The 16,301-nt window shown below is 62.2% G+C and carries 14 protein-coding genes; 8 read left to right on the top strand and 6 right to left on the bottom strand.

Translation table 11 applies throughout. The features are described 5' to 3' along the window. Positions 1–44 precede the first annotated feature (44 nt). The gene (locus B348_RS0101985; RefSeq protein ID WP_017734489.1) at positions 45–977 is read right to left on the bottom strand and encodes a proline iminopeptidase-family hydrolase; all 933 of its coding nucleotides are present in this window, start codon (positions 975–977) and stop codon (positions 45–47) included. Positions 978–1,071: 94 nt separating this feature from the next. Next, positions 1,072–1,836, bottom strand: a complete 765-nt coding sequence (locus B348_RS0101980) for a LuxR family transcriptional regulator (protein WP_017734488.1) — start codon at positions 1,834–1,836, stop codon at positions 1,072–1,074. Positions 1,837–2,019: 183 nt separating this feature from the next. On the opposite strand from B348_RS0101980, the gene B348_RS0101975 reads away from it, so the two are divergent. Genes B348_RS0101975 through B348_RS0101950 form a run of 6 tightly spaced genes read left to right on the top strand, consistent with a single transcriptional unit; the run spans position 2,020 to position 8,180 of the window. After that, positions 2,020–2,907, top strand: coding sequence for a proline iminopeptidase-family hydrolase (locus B348_RS0101975; protein WP_017734487.1), 888 nt, complete (start codon positions 2,020–2,022; stop codon positions 2,905–2,907). 3 nt (positions 2,908–2,910) lie between these two features. Beyond that, a complete protein-coding gene (locus B348_RS0101970) occupies positions 2,911–3,858 on the top strand; it encodes an ABC transporter permease (RefSeq protein WP_017734486.1) in 948 nt (315 codons plus the stop codon). After that, complete coding sequence (locus tag B348_RS0101965) at positions 3,855–4,712, top strand: ABC transporter permease (RefSeq protein WP_017734485.1); 858 nt, start codon at positions 3,855–3,857, stop codon at positions 4,710–4,712. The genes B348_RS0101970 and B348_RS0101965 overlap by 4 nt, the downstream gene beginning before the upstream one ends. Next, positions 4,709–5,665, top strand: a complete 957-nt coding sequence (locus B348_RS0101960; RefSeq protein WP_017734484.1) for an ABC transporter ATP-binding protein — start codon at positions 4,709–4,711, stop codon at positions 5,663–5,665. The genes B348_RS0101965 and B348_RS0101960 overlap by 4 nt, the downstream gene beginning before the upstream one ends. Next, positions 5,662–6,633, top strand: a complete 972-nt coding sequence (locus B348_RS0101955) for an ABC transporter ATP-binding protein (protein ID WP_017734483.1) — start codon at positions 5,662–5,664, stop codon at positions 6,631–6,633. The genes B348_RS0101960 and B348_RS0101955 overlap by 4 nt, the downstream gene beginning before the upstream one ends. Positions 6,634–6,665: 32 nt before the next feature. Beyond that, positions 6,666–8,180 (top strand): ABC transporter substrate-binding protein, encoded by a 1,515-nt coding sequence (locus B348_RS0101950; RefSeq protein ID WP_017734482.1) that lies wholly within the window; start codon positions 6,666–6,668, stop codon positions 8,178–8,180. 147 nt (positions 8,181–8,327) lie between these two features. Here the strand turns inward: B348_RS0101950 and B348_RS0101945 are convergent, their stop codons facing one another. The 4 genes from B348_RS0101945 to B348_RS0101930 all read right to left on the bottom strand — a co-directional run bounded on the left by B348_RS0101945 (position 8,328) and on the right by B348_RS0101930 (position 12,016). Beyond that, positions 8,328–9,068 (bottom strand): YciK family oxidoreductase, encoded by a 741-nt coding sequence (locus tag B348_RS0101945; RefSeq protein WP_017734481.1) that lies wholly within the window; start codon positions 9,066–9,068, stop codon positions 8,328–8,330. A gap of 177 nt (positions 9,069–9,245) precedes the next feature. Next, positions 9,246–9,917, bottom strand: a complete 672-nt coding sequence (gene mupP / locus B348_RS0101940; protein ID WP_026136488.1) for an N-acetylmuramic acid 6-phosphate phosphatase MupP — start codon at positions 9,915–9,917, stop codon at positions 9,246–9,248. Positions 9,918–9,921: 4 nt separating this feature from the next. After that, on the bottom strand, positions 9,922–10,620 hold the full coding sequence (gene ubiG / locus B348_RS0101935; protein ID WP_017734479.1) for a bifunctional 2-polyprenyl-6-hydroxyphenol methylase/3-demethylubiquinol 3-O-methyltransferase UbiG: 699 nt from the start codon (positions 10,618–10,620) through the stop codon (positions 9,922–9,924). A 64-nt stretch (positions 10,621–10,684) separates the two neighbouring features. Further along, on the bottom strand, positions 10,685–12,016 hold the full coding sequence (locus tag B348_RS0101930; protein ID WP_017734478.1) for a TRZ/ATZ family hydrolase: 1,332 nt from the start codon (positions 12,014–12,016) through the stop codon (positions 10,685–10,687). 109 nt (positions 12,017–12,125) lie between these two features. Between B348_RS0101930 and mtnA the strand changes: the two genes are divergently transcribed. Then, positions 12,126–13,196, top strand: coding sequence for an S-methyl-5-thioribose-1-phosphate isomerase (mtnA, locus tag B348_RS0101925; protein ID WP_017734477.1), 1,071 nt, complete (start codon positions 12,126–12,128; stop codon positions 13,194–13,196). A gap of 422 nt (positions 13,197–13,618) precedes the next feature. After that, positions 13,619–16,273, top strand: coding sequence for a DNA gyrase subunit A (gene gyrA, locus B348_RS0101920; RefSeq protein WP_017734476.1), 2,655 nt, complete (start codon positions 13,619–13,621; stop codon positions 16,271–16,273). Positions 16,274–16,301: the final 28 nt, after the last annotated feature.

Below are 16,301 nucleotides of genomic sequence, written 5' to 3'. Positions count from 1 at the left end.
ATTCACCCCAGTCATCGCGGGCAAGCCCGCTCCCACATTTTGATTTAGCCAGCCTTAAGCTTTGGGTACGGTACCGAACACGCCTCATCCAGAAACTTCACCACAGTGCCCATGCACGCCTGGCGTTCTTCGACATGGGGCATGTGGCTGGAGTCTTCAAACAGCGCCCAGCGCACATCCGCGATTTCATCCAGGAACGGCTTGACCACCAATGGCGTGGCCTCGTCATGCCGCCCGGAGATCACCAGGGTCGGCACCTTGATCGCCGACAACCGGCCAATCGACTTCCAATCCTTCAAGCTGCCGATCACGTGGAACTCGGTCGGGCCGCTCATGGCGTGGTACACCGTGGGGTCTGAGTCGACTTGGGCAAAGGTCCGCGCGACCTCTTCCGGCCATGGATTGACGCGGCACACGTGCTGGTCATAGAAAATCCGCGAGGCGGCGAGGTATTCCGGGTCTTGATAGGTGCCGGCGGCTTCATGCTTGAGCAGGGTTTCGTGCACGCCTTCAGGCAATAGCTTGCGCAGGCGGTTGGCTTCGCTGACCCAGGTGCGCATGCACGTCGGCGAGTTGGCCGGGATGAACGCGCGCAGGCCCTTGGGCTGGCGGATCGCGTGTTCGCTGCCGAGCATGCCGCCCCAGGATTGGCCGAGGATCGCGTAGTTATCGCGGATGTTCAGGTGGTCGAGCAGGTTGTCCAGTTCGGCGAGGAACAGGTCGACGGTCCAGAACGACGGGTCTTTGTCCGGCAAATGGGTGGAGCGGCCGTTGCCCAGTTGATCGTAGTGGATCACGGCATGGCCGCTGGCGGCGACGTCCTTGAACGCATCGACATAGTCATGGGTGCAGCCGGGGCCGCCGTGGATGATCACCAGCGGCGTGCGGCCGGTGGTCAGGTCGCCGGTGACGCGGTACCAGGTCTGGTAGGCGCCAAAGGCCGCATACCCTTCGCGGATTTTTTCGATGAATTCCATTTCGTACCCTGCTCTTTGGAAAAAGGATCAGGGACACGATAGTCGGCACGCCAGATTTAGGTAACTAGCAAAACAGCTAGGTTTTACCCATCGGTCAATCTTCCAGCAGGCGGTAATGGGTGGCGCGCACCACCGCTTGTACGCGGTTCTTGGCCCCCAGCTTGTGCATCGCCGAGGCCAGGTGCAGGGTGACCACCGCCAGTGAACGGCTCAACTGCGTGGCGATTTCGGCGGCGGTGAGGCCGTCGGCGGCCCATTTCAGGCATTCGCGTTCGCGTTTGGTCAGGTGGATATGCGGGTACGTGCGTAGCTCTTTGCTGAACAGCGGGTAGGCCGCTTCCTGCAAGGCGTGGGTAATCAGGCTGAAATCCGCCAGGGTCTGCTGTGCATCCTGCAACACACTGCGGGCCTTGCCGATGCGCAGGCCGGTCAACGAGGCGAAGCCGCCGCGTGGCAAGTGGATGGGCACGCTGACGCCGCAGGTCAGTTGGCGTTCGTGCAAATAAGAGGAAACAGGCGCGTGGCAAGGGTCGATGATCTTCTGCAGCGCCGTCTGGGCCTTGGCCTCGTAGGACCAGACAAATGGCGATACTGTGCTCAAGGCCAGGTGCTGCACCGGGTCGATCTGGTAGAAGCCTTCGCCGCACCACAACGCGTGCCAGTCGGGCGGCGTGTTGCGCAGTTCCAGGACCGAAGGGGTGATCAAGGCGCCGTCATGGTCGATGGGCACCGGGGTGTAGTCATACACCAGTGCATCAAAACCCAACTGTTGGGCAAGGATAAAGGTGTTGTCCATCTGTTCATCCAGGCTCCTGCCCGGCATCAGACGGTTATTGAAGGCAGTAAGCTTGGCCAGCATCCGTTCTGCTCCCGAATTCATTTGAATCTCGACTTGCGGCAAGTAGAATGCCACGCCCCGGCGAAGGACTGCCAGGCCAAACCTATAAGAAATACTAGGTTATGGACGCACGGCATCCTCGGTAGTGTTGGCCTGATCAACGGCCGCTGCCAGCCAGGCCGATACCACACAAGGAATGTATGCATGTGGCGTGAAATTGCCCCCGACCAGCAGTACAACGTGCACGTCGACGGCCATAACCTCGTGGTCTACAGCTTCGGCGAAGGCGATGAGGTGCTCTTGTGCCTCAACGGCGGCCCGGGCCTGCCGTGTGACTACTTGCGCGACGCCCATGGCTGGCTCAAGGACCATAACCTGCGAGTGGTTGCATTCGACCAGCTTGGCACGGGCGCATCAGCCAGACCGACCGATGTTTCCCTGTGGGAAATCCGCCGTTATGTCGAAGAAGTCGAAACCGTGCGCCAAACCCTGAATCTGGGACGCGTGCATTTGCTGGGGCATTCCTGGGGCGGCTGGCTCGGCATCGAATACGCCATCCATTACCCCGCTGCGTTGAAAAGCCTGATCCTCGAAAACACCGTCGGCGACATTCCGCACCTGTCCCAGGAGCTTGAACGCCTGCGCGGCGCCCTCGGCAGTGAAACCGTGGCGATGATGCAGCGCCATGAAGCCATGGGCACCCTCGACCATCCCCAGTACCAGGCCGCCATCACCTTGCTCAACTATCGCCACGTGTGCCGCCTGGACGAATGGCCCGAGCCGGTCAAGCGCTCCCTCGGCGACTGGAACATGGGGCCTTATGAAACCATGCAGGGCCCTAACGAGTTCCTCTATGTCGGCAACCTCAAGGACTGGAACCGCATCCCCGAGATGGCCGACTTTACGATGCCCACGCTGATCACCACCGGCCAACACGACGAACTCACCCCGGCCTGCGCCATGCGTATGAAGATGGCAGTCAAGCACGCCGAACTCCACGTCTTTCCCAACAGCAGCCATATGCCGTTCTACGAAGAGCCCCAGGCCTATTTCCCGGTGTTGCTGGACTTCCTCGCGCGTCACCGAGGCTGACGGATGAACCTGGCGCGCTACCGTTTTGTGCTGTCCCGGCCGCTGCAATTGCTGCCGGTGTTGTTTGGCATCAGCCTGATCACCTTTATCCTGGTGCGCTCGATCCCCGGCGATCCGGCGCGGGCCTTGCTGGGCTCGCGCAGCACACCGGACGCGCTGCTGAAAATCCGCGCCCAGTACGGCCTCGACCAGCCGTTGTGGCTGCAATATTTCTACTTCCTGAAGAACCTGCTCAAAGGCGATCTCGGCCAATCGCTGCTGTACAAGGTCGATGCCCTGAAGCTGATCGTCACCCGCATCGAGCCGACCCTGGTGCTGGTGCTCGGCAGCGTGCTGCTGGCGCTGTTGATCGCGGTGCCGCTGGCCACCCTGGCGGCGCGCAACAAGGGCGGCTGGGTGGATAACCTGATCCGCGTGTTCACCACGGTTGGCCTGGGCATGCCGGCGTTCTGGCTGGGGCTGATGCTGATCCTGCTGCTGAGTGTGAAGTGGGGCCTGTTTCCGGTGTCGGGCTACGGCCGCACCTTTCTCGACAAGGCGCACCACATGGTCTTGCCGTGCCTGACCATTGCCCTGGCACTGTCGGCGGTGCTGGTGCGCAACCTGCGGGCGAGCATGTTGATGGAATTGCAGGCCGATCACGTCACCGCTGCGCGGGCGCGCGGGTTGTCGGAGGCGGCGGTGTTTCGTCGGCATGTGTTGCCCAATTCCCTAGTGCCGGCGGTCAACCTGCTGGCGGTGAACATCGGCTGGCTGATCAGCGGCACGGTGGTGATCGAAAGCCTGTTCGCCATCCCGGGCATCGGCCAATTGCTGGTGCGCGGCATCTTTACCCGCGACTACATGGTGGTGCAGGGCGTGGCCATGGTGCTGGCGTGTGCGACGGTAATCGTCAACTTTGCCGCCGACGTGGTCACAGTGGCCCTCGACCCACGGGTGAAGATGCAATGAGCAGCCGCCCGTTGATCGCCCCCTGGCGCTTGCGCCTGCGCTTTGGTTTTCGCAATGGCCGACTGACCGCCGCGTGGGGCCTGTTGATCTTGTTCGTATGGTTTGCCTTGGCAGTGTTTGCGCCGTGGATCGCCCCCTATGACCCGATTGCGCAGAACACCGAGTTCAGTTTGCTGGCCCCCAGCCTCGCCCATCCCTTCGGCACCGATAACTACGGGCGCGACATTCTCTCCCGCGTGATCTGGGGCGCACGCATCGACCTGCAACTGGCCATCGTCGGCGTGATCTTTCCGTTCATGATCGGCACCTTTGTCGGTGCGGTCTCCGGCTACATCGGCGGGCGTTTCGACAGCTTCTGCATGCGCGTGATCGACGTGATCCTCGCGTTCCCGTTCCTGGTGCTGATGCTGGCGATCATGGCCATCCTCGGGCCGGGCTTGCAGAGCTTTTATATCGCCATGGCGCTGGTGGGCTGGGTGTCGTATGCGCGGTTGATCCGCTCGCAGATCCTGGTGCTCAAGGAAAGCGACTTTGCCCTGGCCGCCAAGAGCCTGGGCTTTGGTCATGGGCGCATTCTGTTCCGGCATTTGCTGCCGAATGCGATGTTTGGCTCCATTGTGTTTTCCATGTCGGACGCGGTGCTGGTGCTGCTCAACGGCGCCGCCGTCAGTTACCTGGGCCTGGGTGTGCAGCCGCCGACCGCCGAGTGGGGCACGATGGTTGCCGAAGGGCAGGCGTTTATCACCACGGCGTGGTGGATCTGTACATTCCCCGGCCTGGCCATCGTCACCCTGGCCATGGGTTTCAGCCTGCTGGCCGACGGTGTCGCGCAAGTGTTGGGGGACCGCGCATGAGCCTGTTGCAGGTGCAGGACCTGAGCGTGATCGCCAACAACGCGGGGCGCGATGTAACGCTGGTGGACCGTGTGTCCTTCGCCCTGGCCGAAGGCGAAATCCTCGGGCTGGTGGGCGAGAGCGGCTCGGGCAAGACCATGGCCTGCCGCGGGCTGATGCGCTTGTTGCCGTCGCCGAACCTGCGGGTGCAGGGCGCTGCCGTACGGCTGGCCGGCCAGGACTTGCTGGCGCTGGACGATACCGGCATGCGCGCCGTACGCGGTGGGCAGTTGGGCATGATCTTCCAGAACCCCAGCAGCCACCTCGACCCGCTGATGCGCATCGGCGAGCAGATTGCCGAGGGCATTCGTCTGCACCAGGGCGCGTCGAAAAAAGACGCGCGCCGGCAAGCCATCGAGGTACTGCGCCAAGTCGGCATTCCCGATCCCCAGGCGCGGGTGGACAACTATCCTCACGAATTTTCCGGCGGCATGCGCCAACGCGCGATGATCGCCGTCGCCTTGGGCTGCAACCCGAAAGTGTTGATCGCCGACGAACCGACCACCGCCCTCGATGTGACCGTGCAGGCGCAAATCCTGCGCTTGCTGCTGGACCTGCGCGACCGGCGCGGCCTGTCGATCATCATGATCACCCATGACCTTGGCGTGGTGGCGCAGACCTGTGATTCCATCGCGGTGATGTACGCCGGGCGCCTGTGTGAGCAGGGGAGCAAGTACGACTTGTTGGCGCGCCCGCAACACCCGTATACCGCTGGCCTGATCGCGTGCCAGCCGGCCCACAGCAGCGGCCACGCGTTGCTGCGCACCATCGCCGGGCAGCCGCCGTTGTTGGATGCGCTGCCCGACGGTTGTCGCTTCAACCCGCGCTGCCCGCAGGTGGGCGCCTTGTGTACCGAGCAGGTGCCGCAAGGCTTGCGCGTGGCCTGTCACTACCCGTTGGGAGCACGCCCATGAGCCTGTTGCAGATCAAGGACCTGGAGGTGAAGTTTGCCGCGTCCGGCAGCGGTTTCCTGGGGTTGAACAAGCAGTGGGTGAGGGCGGTCAACGGTGTTTCGCTGAACCTGGCGGCGGGGGAAACCCTGGGCTTGGTCGGCGAGTCCGGCAGTGGCAAGAGCACCCTGGGTCGGGCGATTCTGCACCTCAATCCGATCAGCGCCGGGCAGGTGTTGTTCGATGGCATCGACATGGCCCATGGCAGCCCTATCGACATCGCCCGCCTGCGTCACGAAACTGCGATGATCTTCCAGGACCCGTACGCAGCGCTGAACCCGCGCCACACCATTGGCGAAACCATTGCCGAAGTGCTGCGGGTGCAGCGCAAGGTCACGCCGGACCAGATCCCGCGCCGCGTCGATGAGCTGCTCGACCTGGTCGGCCTGCGCCCCGAACTGGCCAGCCGCAAGCCCGGCTCCCTCAGTGGCGGCCAGTGCCAGCGCGTGGGTATCGCCCGCGCATTGGCGGTGGAGCCGCGCCTGATCATTGCCGATGAGTGCGTGGCGGCGCTGGACGTGTCGATCCAGGGGCAGATCATCAACCTGTTGCTGGAACTGCAACAGCGCATGAACCTGGCCATCCTGTTTATCGCCCATGACCTGGCCATCGTGCGCCGCCTGTGCGACCGCGTGGCGGTGATGTACCTGGGCAAGATCGTCGAGGAAGGGCCGGTGGAAGCGGTCTTCACCGCGCCGCGTCATCCCTATACGGCGGCGTTGATCGAGGCGATTCCCGAGATCGATCCCCATCGGCCGTTGCCTACAGAACCTTTGCCCGGTGAGCCACCGAGCCCGCTGAACCTGCCTGCCGGTTGCGCCTTTCACCCGCGTTGCCGGCATGCGCAAACCATGTGTTCCGTGGTGTTGCCGCCTACCCATTTCCTGCACGAGCATCGGTACAGTTGCGTGCTTGAAGAACCATTGCTTTAACCCTCTGCCATTCATTAACAAGGAGTTGTGATATGCAATCGCGTCATTTGAAGTTGCTCGCCGCCGCTACATTGACCGCCTGGTCCCTGACCGCCGGGTTGGCGCAAGCCGCCGGTGTACTGACCATCGGCTGCCGTGAAGACAGCACCACGTTCGACCCGATCAAAAGCGCGCAAAACCGTGACACCTGGGTATTCGCCAACGTGTACGACACCCTGGTCCGCGTGGACAACCTGGGCACCAAGATGGAGCCGGGGCTGGCAGAAAGCTGGGACATTTCCAAGGACGGCCTGACCTACACCTTCAAGCTGCGTGATGCGAAGTTCTCCGATGGCTCGGCGATCAGCGCCGACGACGCGGCGTTCAGCCTGTTGCGCATCCGTGACAACAAGGCCTCGCTGTGGAGCGATCCGTTCAGCCTGATCGACACCGCCAAGGCGGCTGATCCGAAGACCCTGGTGGTCACCCTCAAGACTCCGGCCGTAGCCTTCCTCTCGCAACTGGCGTCGCCGACGGTGTCGATCCTGTCGGAAAAAGCCATGACCAAGATGGGCGAAGACGCCTACTCGGAAAACCCGGTAACCTCCGGCGCGTTCACCGTGGACGAGTGGCGCAAGGGCGACCGCGTGATCCTGAAGAAGAACCCGAACTTCTGGCAGGCCAAGAACGTCAGCCTGGACGGCGTGGAATGGGTCTCGGTGACCGACGACAACACGCGCATGCGCATGGTGCAGAACAACGAACTGGACACGGCGATCTTCGTGCCGTTTTCCCGCGTTGAAGAGCTGAAGAAAGACAAGAACGTGGTGATCCACTCCGACCCGTCCACCCGCGAAGATCACCTGCTGATCAACCACGCCCACGGCCTGCTGGCCAAGAAGGAAGTGCGCGAGGCGCTGGACATGGCCATCGATAAACAATCGCTGGTGAAGACCGCCACTTACGGTCAAGGCACTGTGGCGTATTCCTACATCCCTAAGGGTTCGCTGTTCCACTACGCCAACAACCTGCAACGCCCGTATGACCCGACGGCCGCCAAGAAGCTGCTGGCCGATGCCGGCGCCAAGGACTTGAAACTCAACTACGTGGTCAACGCCGGCAACGAAGCCGACGAGCAGATCGCGGTGATCATCAAGGACCAGTTGGCCAAGGTCGGTGTGACCGCCAACCTGCAAAAGGTCGACCCGACCCAAAGCTGGCAGATGCTGGTGGACGGTGAGTACGATATTTCGGTGATGTACTGGACCAACGACATCCTCGACCCGGACCAGAAGACCACCTTCGTGCTGGGCCACGACACCAACCAGAACTACATGACCCGTTACAAGAACGACAAGGTCAAGGACCTGGTGGCAGCCGCGCGGATCGAGGCCGACCCGGTCAAGCGTGAGCAGATGTATGTGGAGTTGCAGAAGCTGGCCAAGCAGGACGTGAACTGGATTGACTTGTACTACAGCCCGTACATCAATATTTCACGCAGCAACATCAGTAACTTCCTGCAAAACCCATTGGGTCGTTTCACCCTAGAAGAAGTCGTAAAAAACTAAAGAACACCGCAATACCCATGTGGGAGCGGGCTTGCCCGCGATGGCGATCTGTCAGTGACGAATACTTCGCCTGACCCTCCGCCATCGCGGGCAAGCCCGCTCCCACATTTTTGGTGTTCACATTTTGCTTTTATGGTGTATCAGGGATTATTGCGCGTCGAACGCCTGGCCATTGATGCCAGTACTGTCAGGCCCCATCAGATACAGGTACACCGGCATGATCTCTTCCGGCGCCGGCCGCTCCATCGGGTTCTCCCCCGGATACGCCTGGGCCCGCATGCTGGTGCGTGTGCCGCCTGGGTTGATGCTGTTGGAGCGTACCGCTGCCACATCCTCAAGCTCATCGGCCAAGGTCTGCATCAGCCCCTCAGTGGCAAACTTCGAAACACCGTAAGCCCCCCAGTACGCCCGCCCCTTGCGCCCGACGCTGCTGGAGGTAAACACCACCGACGCATCCTGGGACAGCTTGAGCAGCGGCAGCAAGGTGCTGGTCAGCATGAACATCGCGTTGACGTTCACGTGCATCACGCGCATGAAGTTCTCACCGGACAACTGCTCGATCGGCGTACGTGGGCCGATGATCGAGGCGTTGTGCAGCAGGCCGTCGAGGTGGCCGAACTCCTTTTCGATCATCGCTGCCAGCTCATCGTACTGATGGGGCAGGGCGGTCTCCAGGTTGAAGGGGATCACCACCGGCTGAGGTTGGCCGGCCGCTTCGATTTCGTCATAGACCTGGGCGAGGTTGGCTTCGGTCTTGCCCAGCAACAGCACGGTGGCGCCATGGGCGGCGTAGGTTTTCGCCGCCGCCGCGCCAATCCCGCGACCGGCGCCGGTGACCAGGATCACCCGGCCTTTGAGCAGTTCTGGACGTGCAGAGTAATCAAACATAAATAGCCTCGACAAAATTCACAGTGATACAGCGCTCAATCTGCAACCCAATTCTTGTGGGAGCTGGCTTGCCTGCGATAGCGGTGTATCAGTCAGCAGAAGTGTTGGCTGGCAGGCCGCTATCGCAGGCAAGCCAGCTCCCACATTGACATCAGCGGTTTGGAGATAGGTAAGCAATCAGCAACTGCACAGTGCGTTATCCAGCACCTTGCGCAGTTCCAGCGGGTGGTCCACTACCACGTCGGCGCCCCAGTTGCGTGGGTTGTCGTCCGGGTGGATATAGCCGTAGGTCACCGCGGCGGTGCGGGTGCCGGCATCGCGGCCAGACTCGATGTCGCGCAGGTCATCGCCCACGAACAACACGCTGGCCGGGTCGAGGTCGAGCATCTTGCACGCGAGGATCATCGGCTCCGGGTCCGGCTTGCTGTTTTTCACGTGGTCCGGGCAGATCAGCAGGGCCGAGCGCTCGGCCAGGCCCAGTTGCTGCATGATCGGTTCGGCAAAGCGCAGCGGCTTGTTGGTGACCACGCCCCAGACCAGCTTGGACTTCTCGATGTCCGCCAGCAGTTCGGCCATGCCGTCGAACAGTTTGCTGTGCACCGCGCAACCCTTGAGGTAACGCTCCAGGAACTCCAGGCGCAGCTCTTCAAAGCCTGGGGATTCCGGGTCCATCGAAAAGGTCACGGCGACCATCGCTCGCGCACCGCCGGAGATTTCATCGCGGATGTGTGCATCGTTGATCGGCGCCAGGCCACGGTCGGCGCGCATGGCCTGGCAGATGGCGATAAAGTCCGGCGCGGTGTCCAGCAGCGTACCGTCCATATCGAAGAGAACCGCTCGCAACTTCACAGGCTTACTCCTCGCGCAGGGTCTGGATCATGTAGTTGACGTCGACATCGCTGGCCAGCTTGTAGTGCTTGGTCAACGGGTTGTAGGTCAGGCCGATGATGTCCTTGACGGTCAGGCCGGCCTGGCGGCTCCAGGCGCCCAGCTCGGACGGGCGGATGAATTTCTTGAAGTCATGGGTGCCACGGGGCAGCAGCTTCATGATGTATTCGGCGCCGATGATCGCGAACAGGTAGGCCTTGGGGTTGCGGTTGATAGTGGAGAAGAACACCTGGCCGCCCGGCTTGACCATGCGGAAGCAGGCGCGGATCACCGAGGATGGGTCCGGCACGTGTTCGAGCATTTCGAGGCAGGTGACCACGTCGAACTGCTCGGGCATTTCTTCGGCGAGGTCTTCGGCGGTGATCTGGCGGTATTCGACGTTCACCCCGGACTCCAACTGGTGCAGTTGGGCTACGGCCAGTGGCGCTTCGCCCATGTCGATGCCCATCACCGTGGCGCCGCGCTGGGCCATGGCTTCGCTGAGGATGCCGCCGCCGCAGCCGACGTCCAGCACCTTCTTGCCGGCCAGGTTGACGCGTTCGTCAATCCAGTTGACCCGCAGTGGGTTGATGTCGTGCAGGGGCTTGAACTCGCTTTCGCGGTCCCACCAGCGGTGAGCCAGGGCTTCGAATTTGGCGATTTCGGCGTGGTCGACGTTGCTCATGGTGCATCCTCTAAATCTGATAAATCGGGTTGTCGGTCTTGAACGTACGGCGTCAAGGCCGGCGTTATTCGTGGTGCCCGCTGATGCGTTTGCCCCAGGCGATGGCCGTGGCGGTCAACTGTTGCTCATCCATGCGGGTCAATTGCCGGTCGTCGAGCAACTGCTTGCCGGCGACCCAAAGGTGTTTCACGCAATCCCGTCCGGTGGCATATATAAGCTGTGAGACCGGATCGTAGATCGGTTGTTGCGCCAGCCCTGACAGATCGAAGGCGACCATATCCGCCGCCTTGCCGACTTCCAGCGAGCCTATCTCGCTTTCCAGGCCCATGGCCCGCGCGCCATTGAGGGTGGCCATGCGCAGGGCGCGGTGCGCATCCAGCGCGGTGGCCGAACCGGCGACGGCCTTGGCCAGCATCGCTGCCGTGCGGGTTTCGCCCAGCAGGTCGAGGTCATTGTTGCTGGCGGCGCCATCGGTGCCGATGGCCACGTTGACGCCAGCCTGCCACAGGCGCTCCACCGGGCAGAAGCCGCTGGCCAGTTTCAGGTTGGATTCCGGGCAGTGGATCACGCTGGTGTTGCTTTCTACCAGCAAAGCCAGGTCGTCCTCGCTGATTTGGGTCATATGAACGGCCTGGAAGCGCGGGCCCAACAGCCCGAGGCGGCCCAGGCGCGCGAGCGGGCGTTCGCCGGTCTGCTCGACGGCTTGCTGCACTTCAAAGGCGGTTTCGTGTACGTGCATGTGGATCGCGGCGTCGAGCTCTTCGGCGATCACGCGGATTTTTTCCAGGTTGGCATCGCACACGGTGTAGGGCGCGTGGGGGCCGAAGGTGATCTTGATGCGCGGGTGGTGCTTGAGGTCGCCGAACAGCTCGACACCCTGACGGATGGCCTCGTCGGCGCTGCTGGCGCCGGGAATCGGGAAGTCGAGGATCGGAATCGCGATTTGCGCGCGCATGCCGCTGTTGTGCACGCAGTCACTGGCGACCTTGGGGTAGAAGTACATGTCCGAGAAGCAGGTGATGCCGCCCTTGAGCTGCTCGGCGATGGCCAGGTCGGTGCCGTCGCGTACGAAAGCCTCATCGACCCACTTGGCTTCGGCGGGCCAGATGTGTTTTTCCAGCCAGGTCATCAGCGGCAAATCGTCGGCCAGGCCGCGAAACAGGCTCATCGCCGCATGCCCGTGGGCGTTGACCAGGCCAGGGCTGAGCAGCATGCCCGGCAACTCGCGGACCTCTTTGGCTGCCAGCTTCAATGCCGCCGCCCGTGGGCCGATAAAGGCGATGCGCCCGTCACGGATGCCCACGCCATGTTCCTTGAGCACCACGCCGGCAGGTTCGACGGGCACCAGCCAGGTGGGCAGCAACACCAAGTCGAGCGGGGCGGCAGTGGCGGTCATCGCGGGCTTCTTCCCAGGCAGCTATAAAAGAAGGCCGAAGTATACCCGAGCGCCCCGGCTGGCGGATCGCTATAATCGGCGGCTTTTGTTCATGAGTGCGGAGTAAGGGATGCGCGATCGACTGTTGGCTGCGGAGAAAGTGAAGGCCATCGATTGGCGTGATGGCGCGCTGTACCTGCTCGATCAGCGTGCCTTGCCGTCCCGGGAAAGCTGGGTGGCGTGCTCCACGGTCGAGGCCGTGGCCGCAGCGATTCGCACCATGGTCGTGCGCGGTGCGCCGGCGATCGGCATCAGTGCGGCCTATGGCCTGGTGCTCGCCGCCCGTGAACGGATCGCCGAGGGCGGTGACTGGCAGGCTGCGTGGGAAGAAGACTACGCATTGTTGGCTGAAAGCCGTCCGACCGCGTCGAACCTGTTCTGGGCTCTGAAACGCATGCGCGACCGTCTGGACCGGCTCAAGAAGCACGCTGATCCGTTAGCGGTGCTGGAGGCCGAAGCCATTGCGATCCATGAAAGTGATCGGGAAGCCAACTTGAACATGGCCCAGCTGGGCGTCGAGTTGATCCGCAAGCACCAGGGCAACGCCCAGGCGATCCTGACCCACGGTAATGCGGGCGCCTTGGCTACGGGCGGTGTCGGCACGGCCCTTGGGGTGATCCGCGCGGCCTTCCTGGAAGGCATGGTCGAGCAGGTCTACGCCAACGAAACCCGGCCCTGGCTGCAAGGCTCGCGGCTCACCGCCTGGGAGCTGGCGGGCGAGGGCATCCCGGTGACGGTGAATGCCGACTCGGCGGGCGCGCATATCCTCAAGACCAAAGGCGTGACCTGGGTGATCGTCGGCGCCGATTGCATTGCGGCCAATGGCGATGTGGTCAGCAAGATCGGCACCTACCAGCTTGCCGTCTGTGCCATGCACCATGGCGTGCGCTTTATGGTGGTGGCGCCGAGTTCGACCGTCGACTTGATGATGGCGACGGGCGATGACGTCGCGCTGGAAGAGCGTGATCCGGGCGAGTTGCTGGAGATTGTCGGGCAGCGCTTGGGGGTGCATGCGTTAAACCCGGTATTCGACGTGACGCCGGCGGACCTGATCGACGTGATCGTCACGGAAAAGGGCATTGTCGAGCGGCCGGATGTGGCCAAGATGGCCAAGTTGATGTGCCGTAAGCGTCTGCATTGAGGGCGTTGGTGCCAGTGAAATGGCTATCGCAGGCAAGCCAGCTCCCACACTGAGGGTGTACGCCGCTCAAAATGTGGGAGCGGGCTTGCCCGCGATTGCCCTGAAAGTCAACAAAACCCTCGGATCTGCCCACAAAAAATAGCCTCAACGCTTCTCTAAGCCCCTCTCGTCCCCCTCAAGCCTGTCACCCGTCAACTAACTATGCTCCATGCGCATCTGGGGGATAGGTGCGTGGCGGCGATTGTGATAACATCCGGCGGTTTCCAAGGCCGCCCCGAGGGGTTGCCTATAACGTGCAGATCCGTGTCATAACTCGTTGATTTGTCGTAAGTCGTTGTCAGGCACCGTGCCGGCAGCGGCGAGCTTCGTTCGTCCCATATGGATGTGACGAGGTTTCACCCGAAAAAGGAATCAGGCTTCTCATGGGCGAACTGGCCAAAGAAATCCTCCCGGTCAATATCGAAGACGAGCTGAAACAGTCCTACCTCGACTACGCGATGAGCGTAATTGTCGGTCGGGCACTGCCTGATGCGCGCGATGGCTTGAAGCCCGTGCACCGGCGTGTGCTGTTCGCGATGAGCGAGCTGGGTAACGACTGGAACAAGCCGTACAAGAAATCTGCCCGTGTTGTCGGTGACGTGATCGGTAAGTATCACCCTCACGGCGACACTGCGGTGTACGACACCATCGTTCGGATGGCGCAGCCGTTTTCCCTGCGCTACCTGCTGGTAGACGGCCAGGGCAACTTCGGTTCGGTCGACGGCGACAACGCCGCGGCCATGCGATACACCGAAGTGCGCATGACCAAGCTGGCGCACGAGCTGCTGGCCGACCTGCACAAAGAAACCGTGGACTGGGTGCCGAACTACGACGGCACCGAAATGATCCCGGCTGTGATGCCAACCCGTATTCCCAACTTGCTGGTCAACGGTTCCAGCGGTATCGCCGTGGGCATGGCGACCAACATCCCGCCACACAACCTCGGTGAAGTCATCGACGGTTGCCTGGCCCTCATCGACAACCCTGAGCTGACCGTCGATGAGCTGATGCAATACATTCCCGGTCCGGACTTCCCGACCGCCGCGATCATCAACGGTCGCGCCGGCATCATCGAAGCCTACCGCACCGGTCGCGGCCGCATTTACATGCGCGCCCGCTCGATGATCGAAGACATCGACAAGGTCGGTGGCCGCCAGCAGATCGTCATCACCGAACTGCCGTACCAGCTGAACAAGGCGCGCCTGATCGAGAAGATCGCCGAGCTGGTCAAAGAGAAGAAGCTGGAAGGCATCACCGAACTGCGCGACGAGTCCGACAAAGACGGCATGCGCGTGGTGATCGAGCTGCGTCGTGGCGAAGTGCCGGAGGTGATCCTCAACAACCTCTACGCCCAGACCCAGCTGCAAAGCGTGTTTGGTATCAACGTGGTTGCCCTGATCGACGGCCGCCCGCGCATCCTGAACCTCAAGGATCTGCTGGAAGCCTTCGTGCGTCACCGTCGCGAAGTGGTCACCCGTCGTACCGTGTTCGAACTGCGCAAGGCTCGCGAGCGCGGCCACATCCTGGAAGGCCAGGCGGTTGCGCTGTCGAACATCGACCCGGTGATTGCCCTGATCAAGGCCTCGCCAACCCCGTCGGAAGCCAAGGAAGCGCTGATCAGCACGCCTTGGGAATCCAGCGCCGTGGTCGCGATGGTTGAGCGTGCCGGTGCCGATTCGTGCCGTCCAGAGACCCTGGACCCACAATACGGCCTGCGCGAAGGCAAGTACTTCCTGTCGCCGGAACAGGCCCAGGCCATCCTGGAACTGCGCCTGCACCGCCTGACCGGCCTGGAGCACGAGAAGCTGCTGGCCGAGTACCAGGAGATCCTCAACCAGATCGGCGAGTTGATCCGCATCCTCAGCAGCGCTGTGCGCCTGATGGAAGTGATCCGCGAAGAACTGGAAGTGATCCGCGCCGAATACGGCGATGTGCGTCGCACCGAGATCCTCGATGCGCGCCTCGACCTGACCCTGGGTGACATGATCCCGGAAGAAGAGCGTGTGGTGACCATCTCCCACGGCGGCTATGCCAAGACCCAGCCGCTGGCGGCCTACCAGGCCCAGCGCCGTGGTGGTAAAGGTAAATCGGCTACTGGCGTGAAGGATGAGGACTACATCGCTCACCTGCTCGTGGCCAACAGCCACACCACGCTGCTGCTGTTCTCCAGCAAAGGCAAGGTGTACTGGCTCAAGACCTACGAGATCCCGGAAGCCTCCCGTGCCGCCCGTGGTCGTCCGTTGGTCAACCTGCTGCCGCTGGACAGTGATGAATACATCACCACCATGCTGCCGGTCGAGGAATACACCGAAGGTCACTTCATCTTCATGGCGACCGCCAAAGGCACCGTCAAGAAGACCCCGCTGGAATCCTTCAGCCGCCAGCGCAGCGTGGGCCTGATCGCCCTGGAGCTGGACGAAGGTGACGTACTGATCTCCGCCGCCATCACCGATGGCGAGCGTGAAGTCATGTTGTTCTCCGACGGTGGCAAGGTGACACGCTTCAAGGAATCCGACGTTCGCGCCATGGGCCGTACCGCTCGCGGTGTGCGCGGCATGCGCCTGCCAGAAGGGCAGAAGCTGATTTCGATGCTGATCCCGGAAGAAGGCAGCCAGATCCTCACCGCTTCGGCGCGTGGCTACGGCAAGCGTACCGCCATCAGCGAGTTCCCGGAGTACAAGCGTGGCGGCCAGGGCGTGATCGCCATGGTCAGCAACGACCGCAACGGCCGTCTGGTCGGCGCGGTCCAGGTGCTCGATGGCGAGGAAATCATGCTGATTTCCGACCAGGGCACCCTGGTACGTACCCGTGTGGCCGAAGTGTCGAGCCTGGGTCGTAACACCCAGGGCGTGACGCTGATCAAGCTGGCCAGCGACGAGACACTGGTCGGCCTGGAGCGAGTCCAGGAACCATCGGAAGTCGAAGGCGAGGAGCTGGAAGGTGAAGAGTTTGACGGCGAGGTGATCGCAACAGGCGATGACAGCGTCGACGAGCCAACCCTCGACGCTGCCGCAGACGAAGAAGAACCGCAGGAGTAAGCGGACACACAGGGGGCGGATGAAGATT

Source organism: Pseudomonas sp. CBZ-4 (assembly GCF_000346755.1).
In the GTDB taxonomy this organism is placed as follows: domain Bacteria; phylum Pseudomonadota; class Gammaproteobacteria; order Pseudomonadales; family Pseudomonadaceae; genus Aquipseudomonas.
This window is presented reverse-complemented; position numbering and strand designations above follow the sequence as displayed.

Coding starts and splice junctions, on each gene's coding strand:
- B348_RS0101985 (WP_017734489.1), bottom strand. CDS start 977: ATGGAATTCATCGAAAAAATCCGCGAAGGGTATGCGGCCTTTGGCGCC.
- B348_RS0101980 (WP_017734488.1), bottom strand. CDS start 1,836: ATGCTGGCCAAGCTTACTGCCTTCAATAACCGTCTGATGCCGGGCAGG.
- B348_RS0101975 (WP_017734487.1), top strand. CDS start 2,020: ATGTGGCGTGAAATTGCCCCCGACCAGCAGTACAACGTGCACGTCGAC.
- B348_RS0101970 (WP_017734486.1), top strand. CDS start 2,911: ATGAACCTGGCGCGCTACCGTTTTGTGCTGTCCCGGCCGCTGCAATTG.
- B348_RS0101965 (WP_017734485.1), top strand. CDS start 3,855: ATGAGCAGCCGCCCGTTGATCGCCCCCTGGCGCTTGCGCCTGCGCTTT.
- B348_RS0101960 (WP_017734484.1), top strand. CDS start 4,709: ATGAGCCTGTTGCAGGTGCAGGACCTGAGCGTGATCGCCAACAACGCG.
- B348_RS0101955 (WP_017734483.1), top strand. CDS start 5,662: ATGAGCCTGTTGCAGATCAAGGACCTGGAGGTGAAGTTTGCCGCGTCC.
- B348_RS0101950 (WP_017734482.1), top strand. CDS start 6,666: ATGCAATCGCGTCATTTGAAGTTGCTCGCCGCCGCTACATTGACCGCC.
- B348_RS0101945 (WP_017734481.1), bottom strand. CDS start 9,068: ATGTTTGATTACTCTGCACGTCCAGAACTGCTCAAAGGCCGGGTGATC.
- ubiG (WP_017734479.1), bottom strand. CDS start 10,620: ATGAGCAACGTCGACCACGCCGAAATCGCCAAATTCGAAGCCCTGGCT.
- B348_RS0101930 (WP_017734478.1), bottom strand. CDS start 12,016: ATGACCGCCACTGCCGCCCCGCTCGACTTGGTGTTGCTGCCCACCTGG.
- mtnA (WP_017734477.1), top strand. CDS start 12,126: ATGCGCGATCGACTGTTGGCTGCGGAGAAAGTGAAGGCCATCGATTGG.
- gyrA (WP_017734476.1), top strand. CDS start 13,619: ATGGGCGAACTGGCCAAAGAAATCCTCCCGGTCAATATCGAAGACGAG.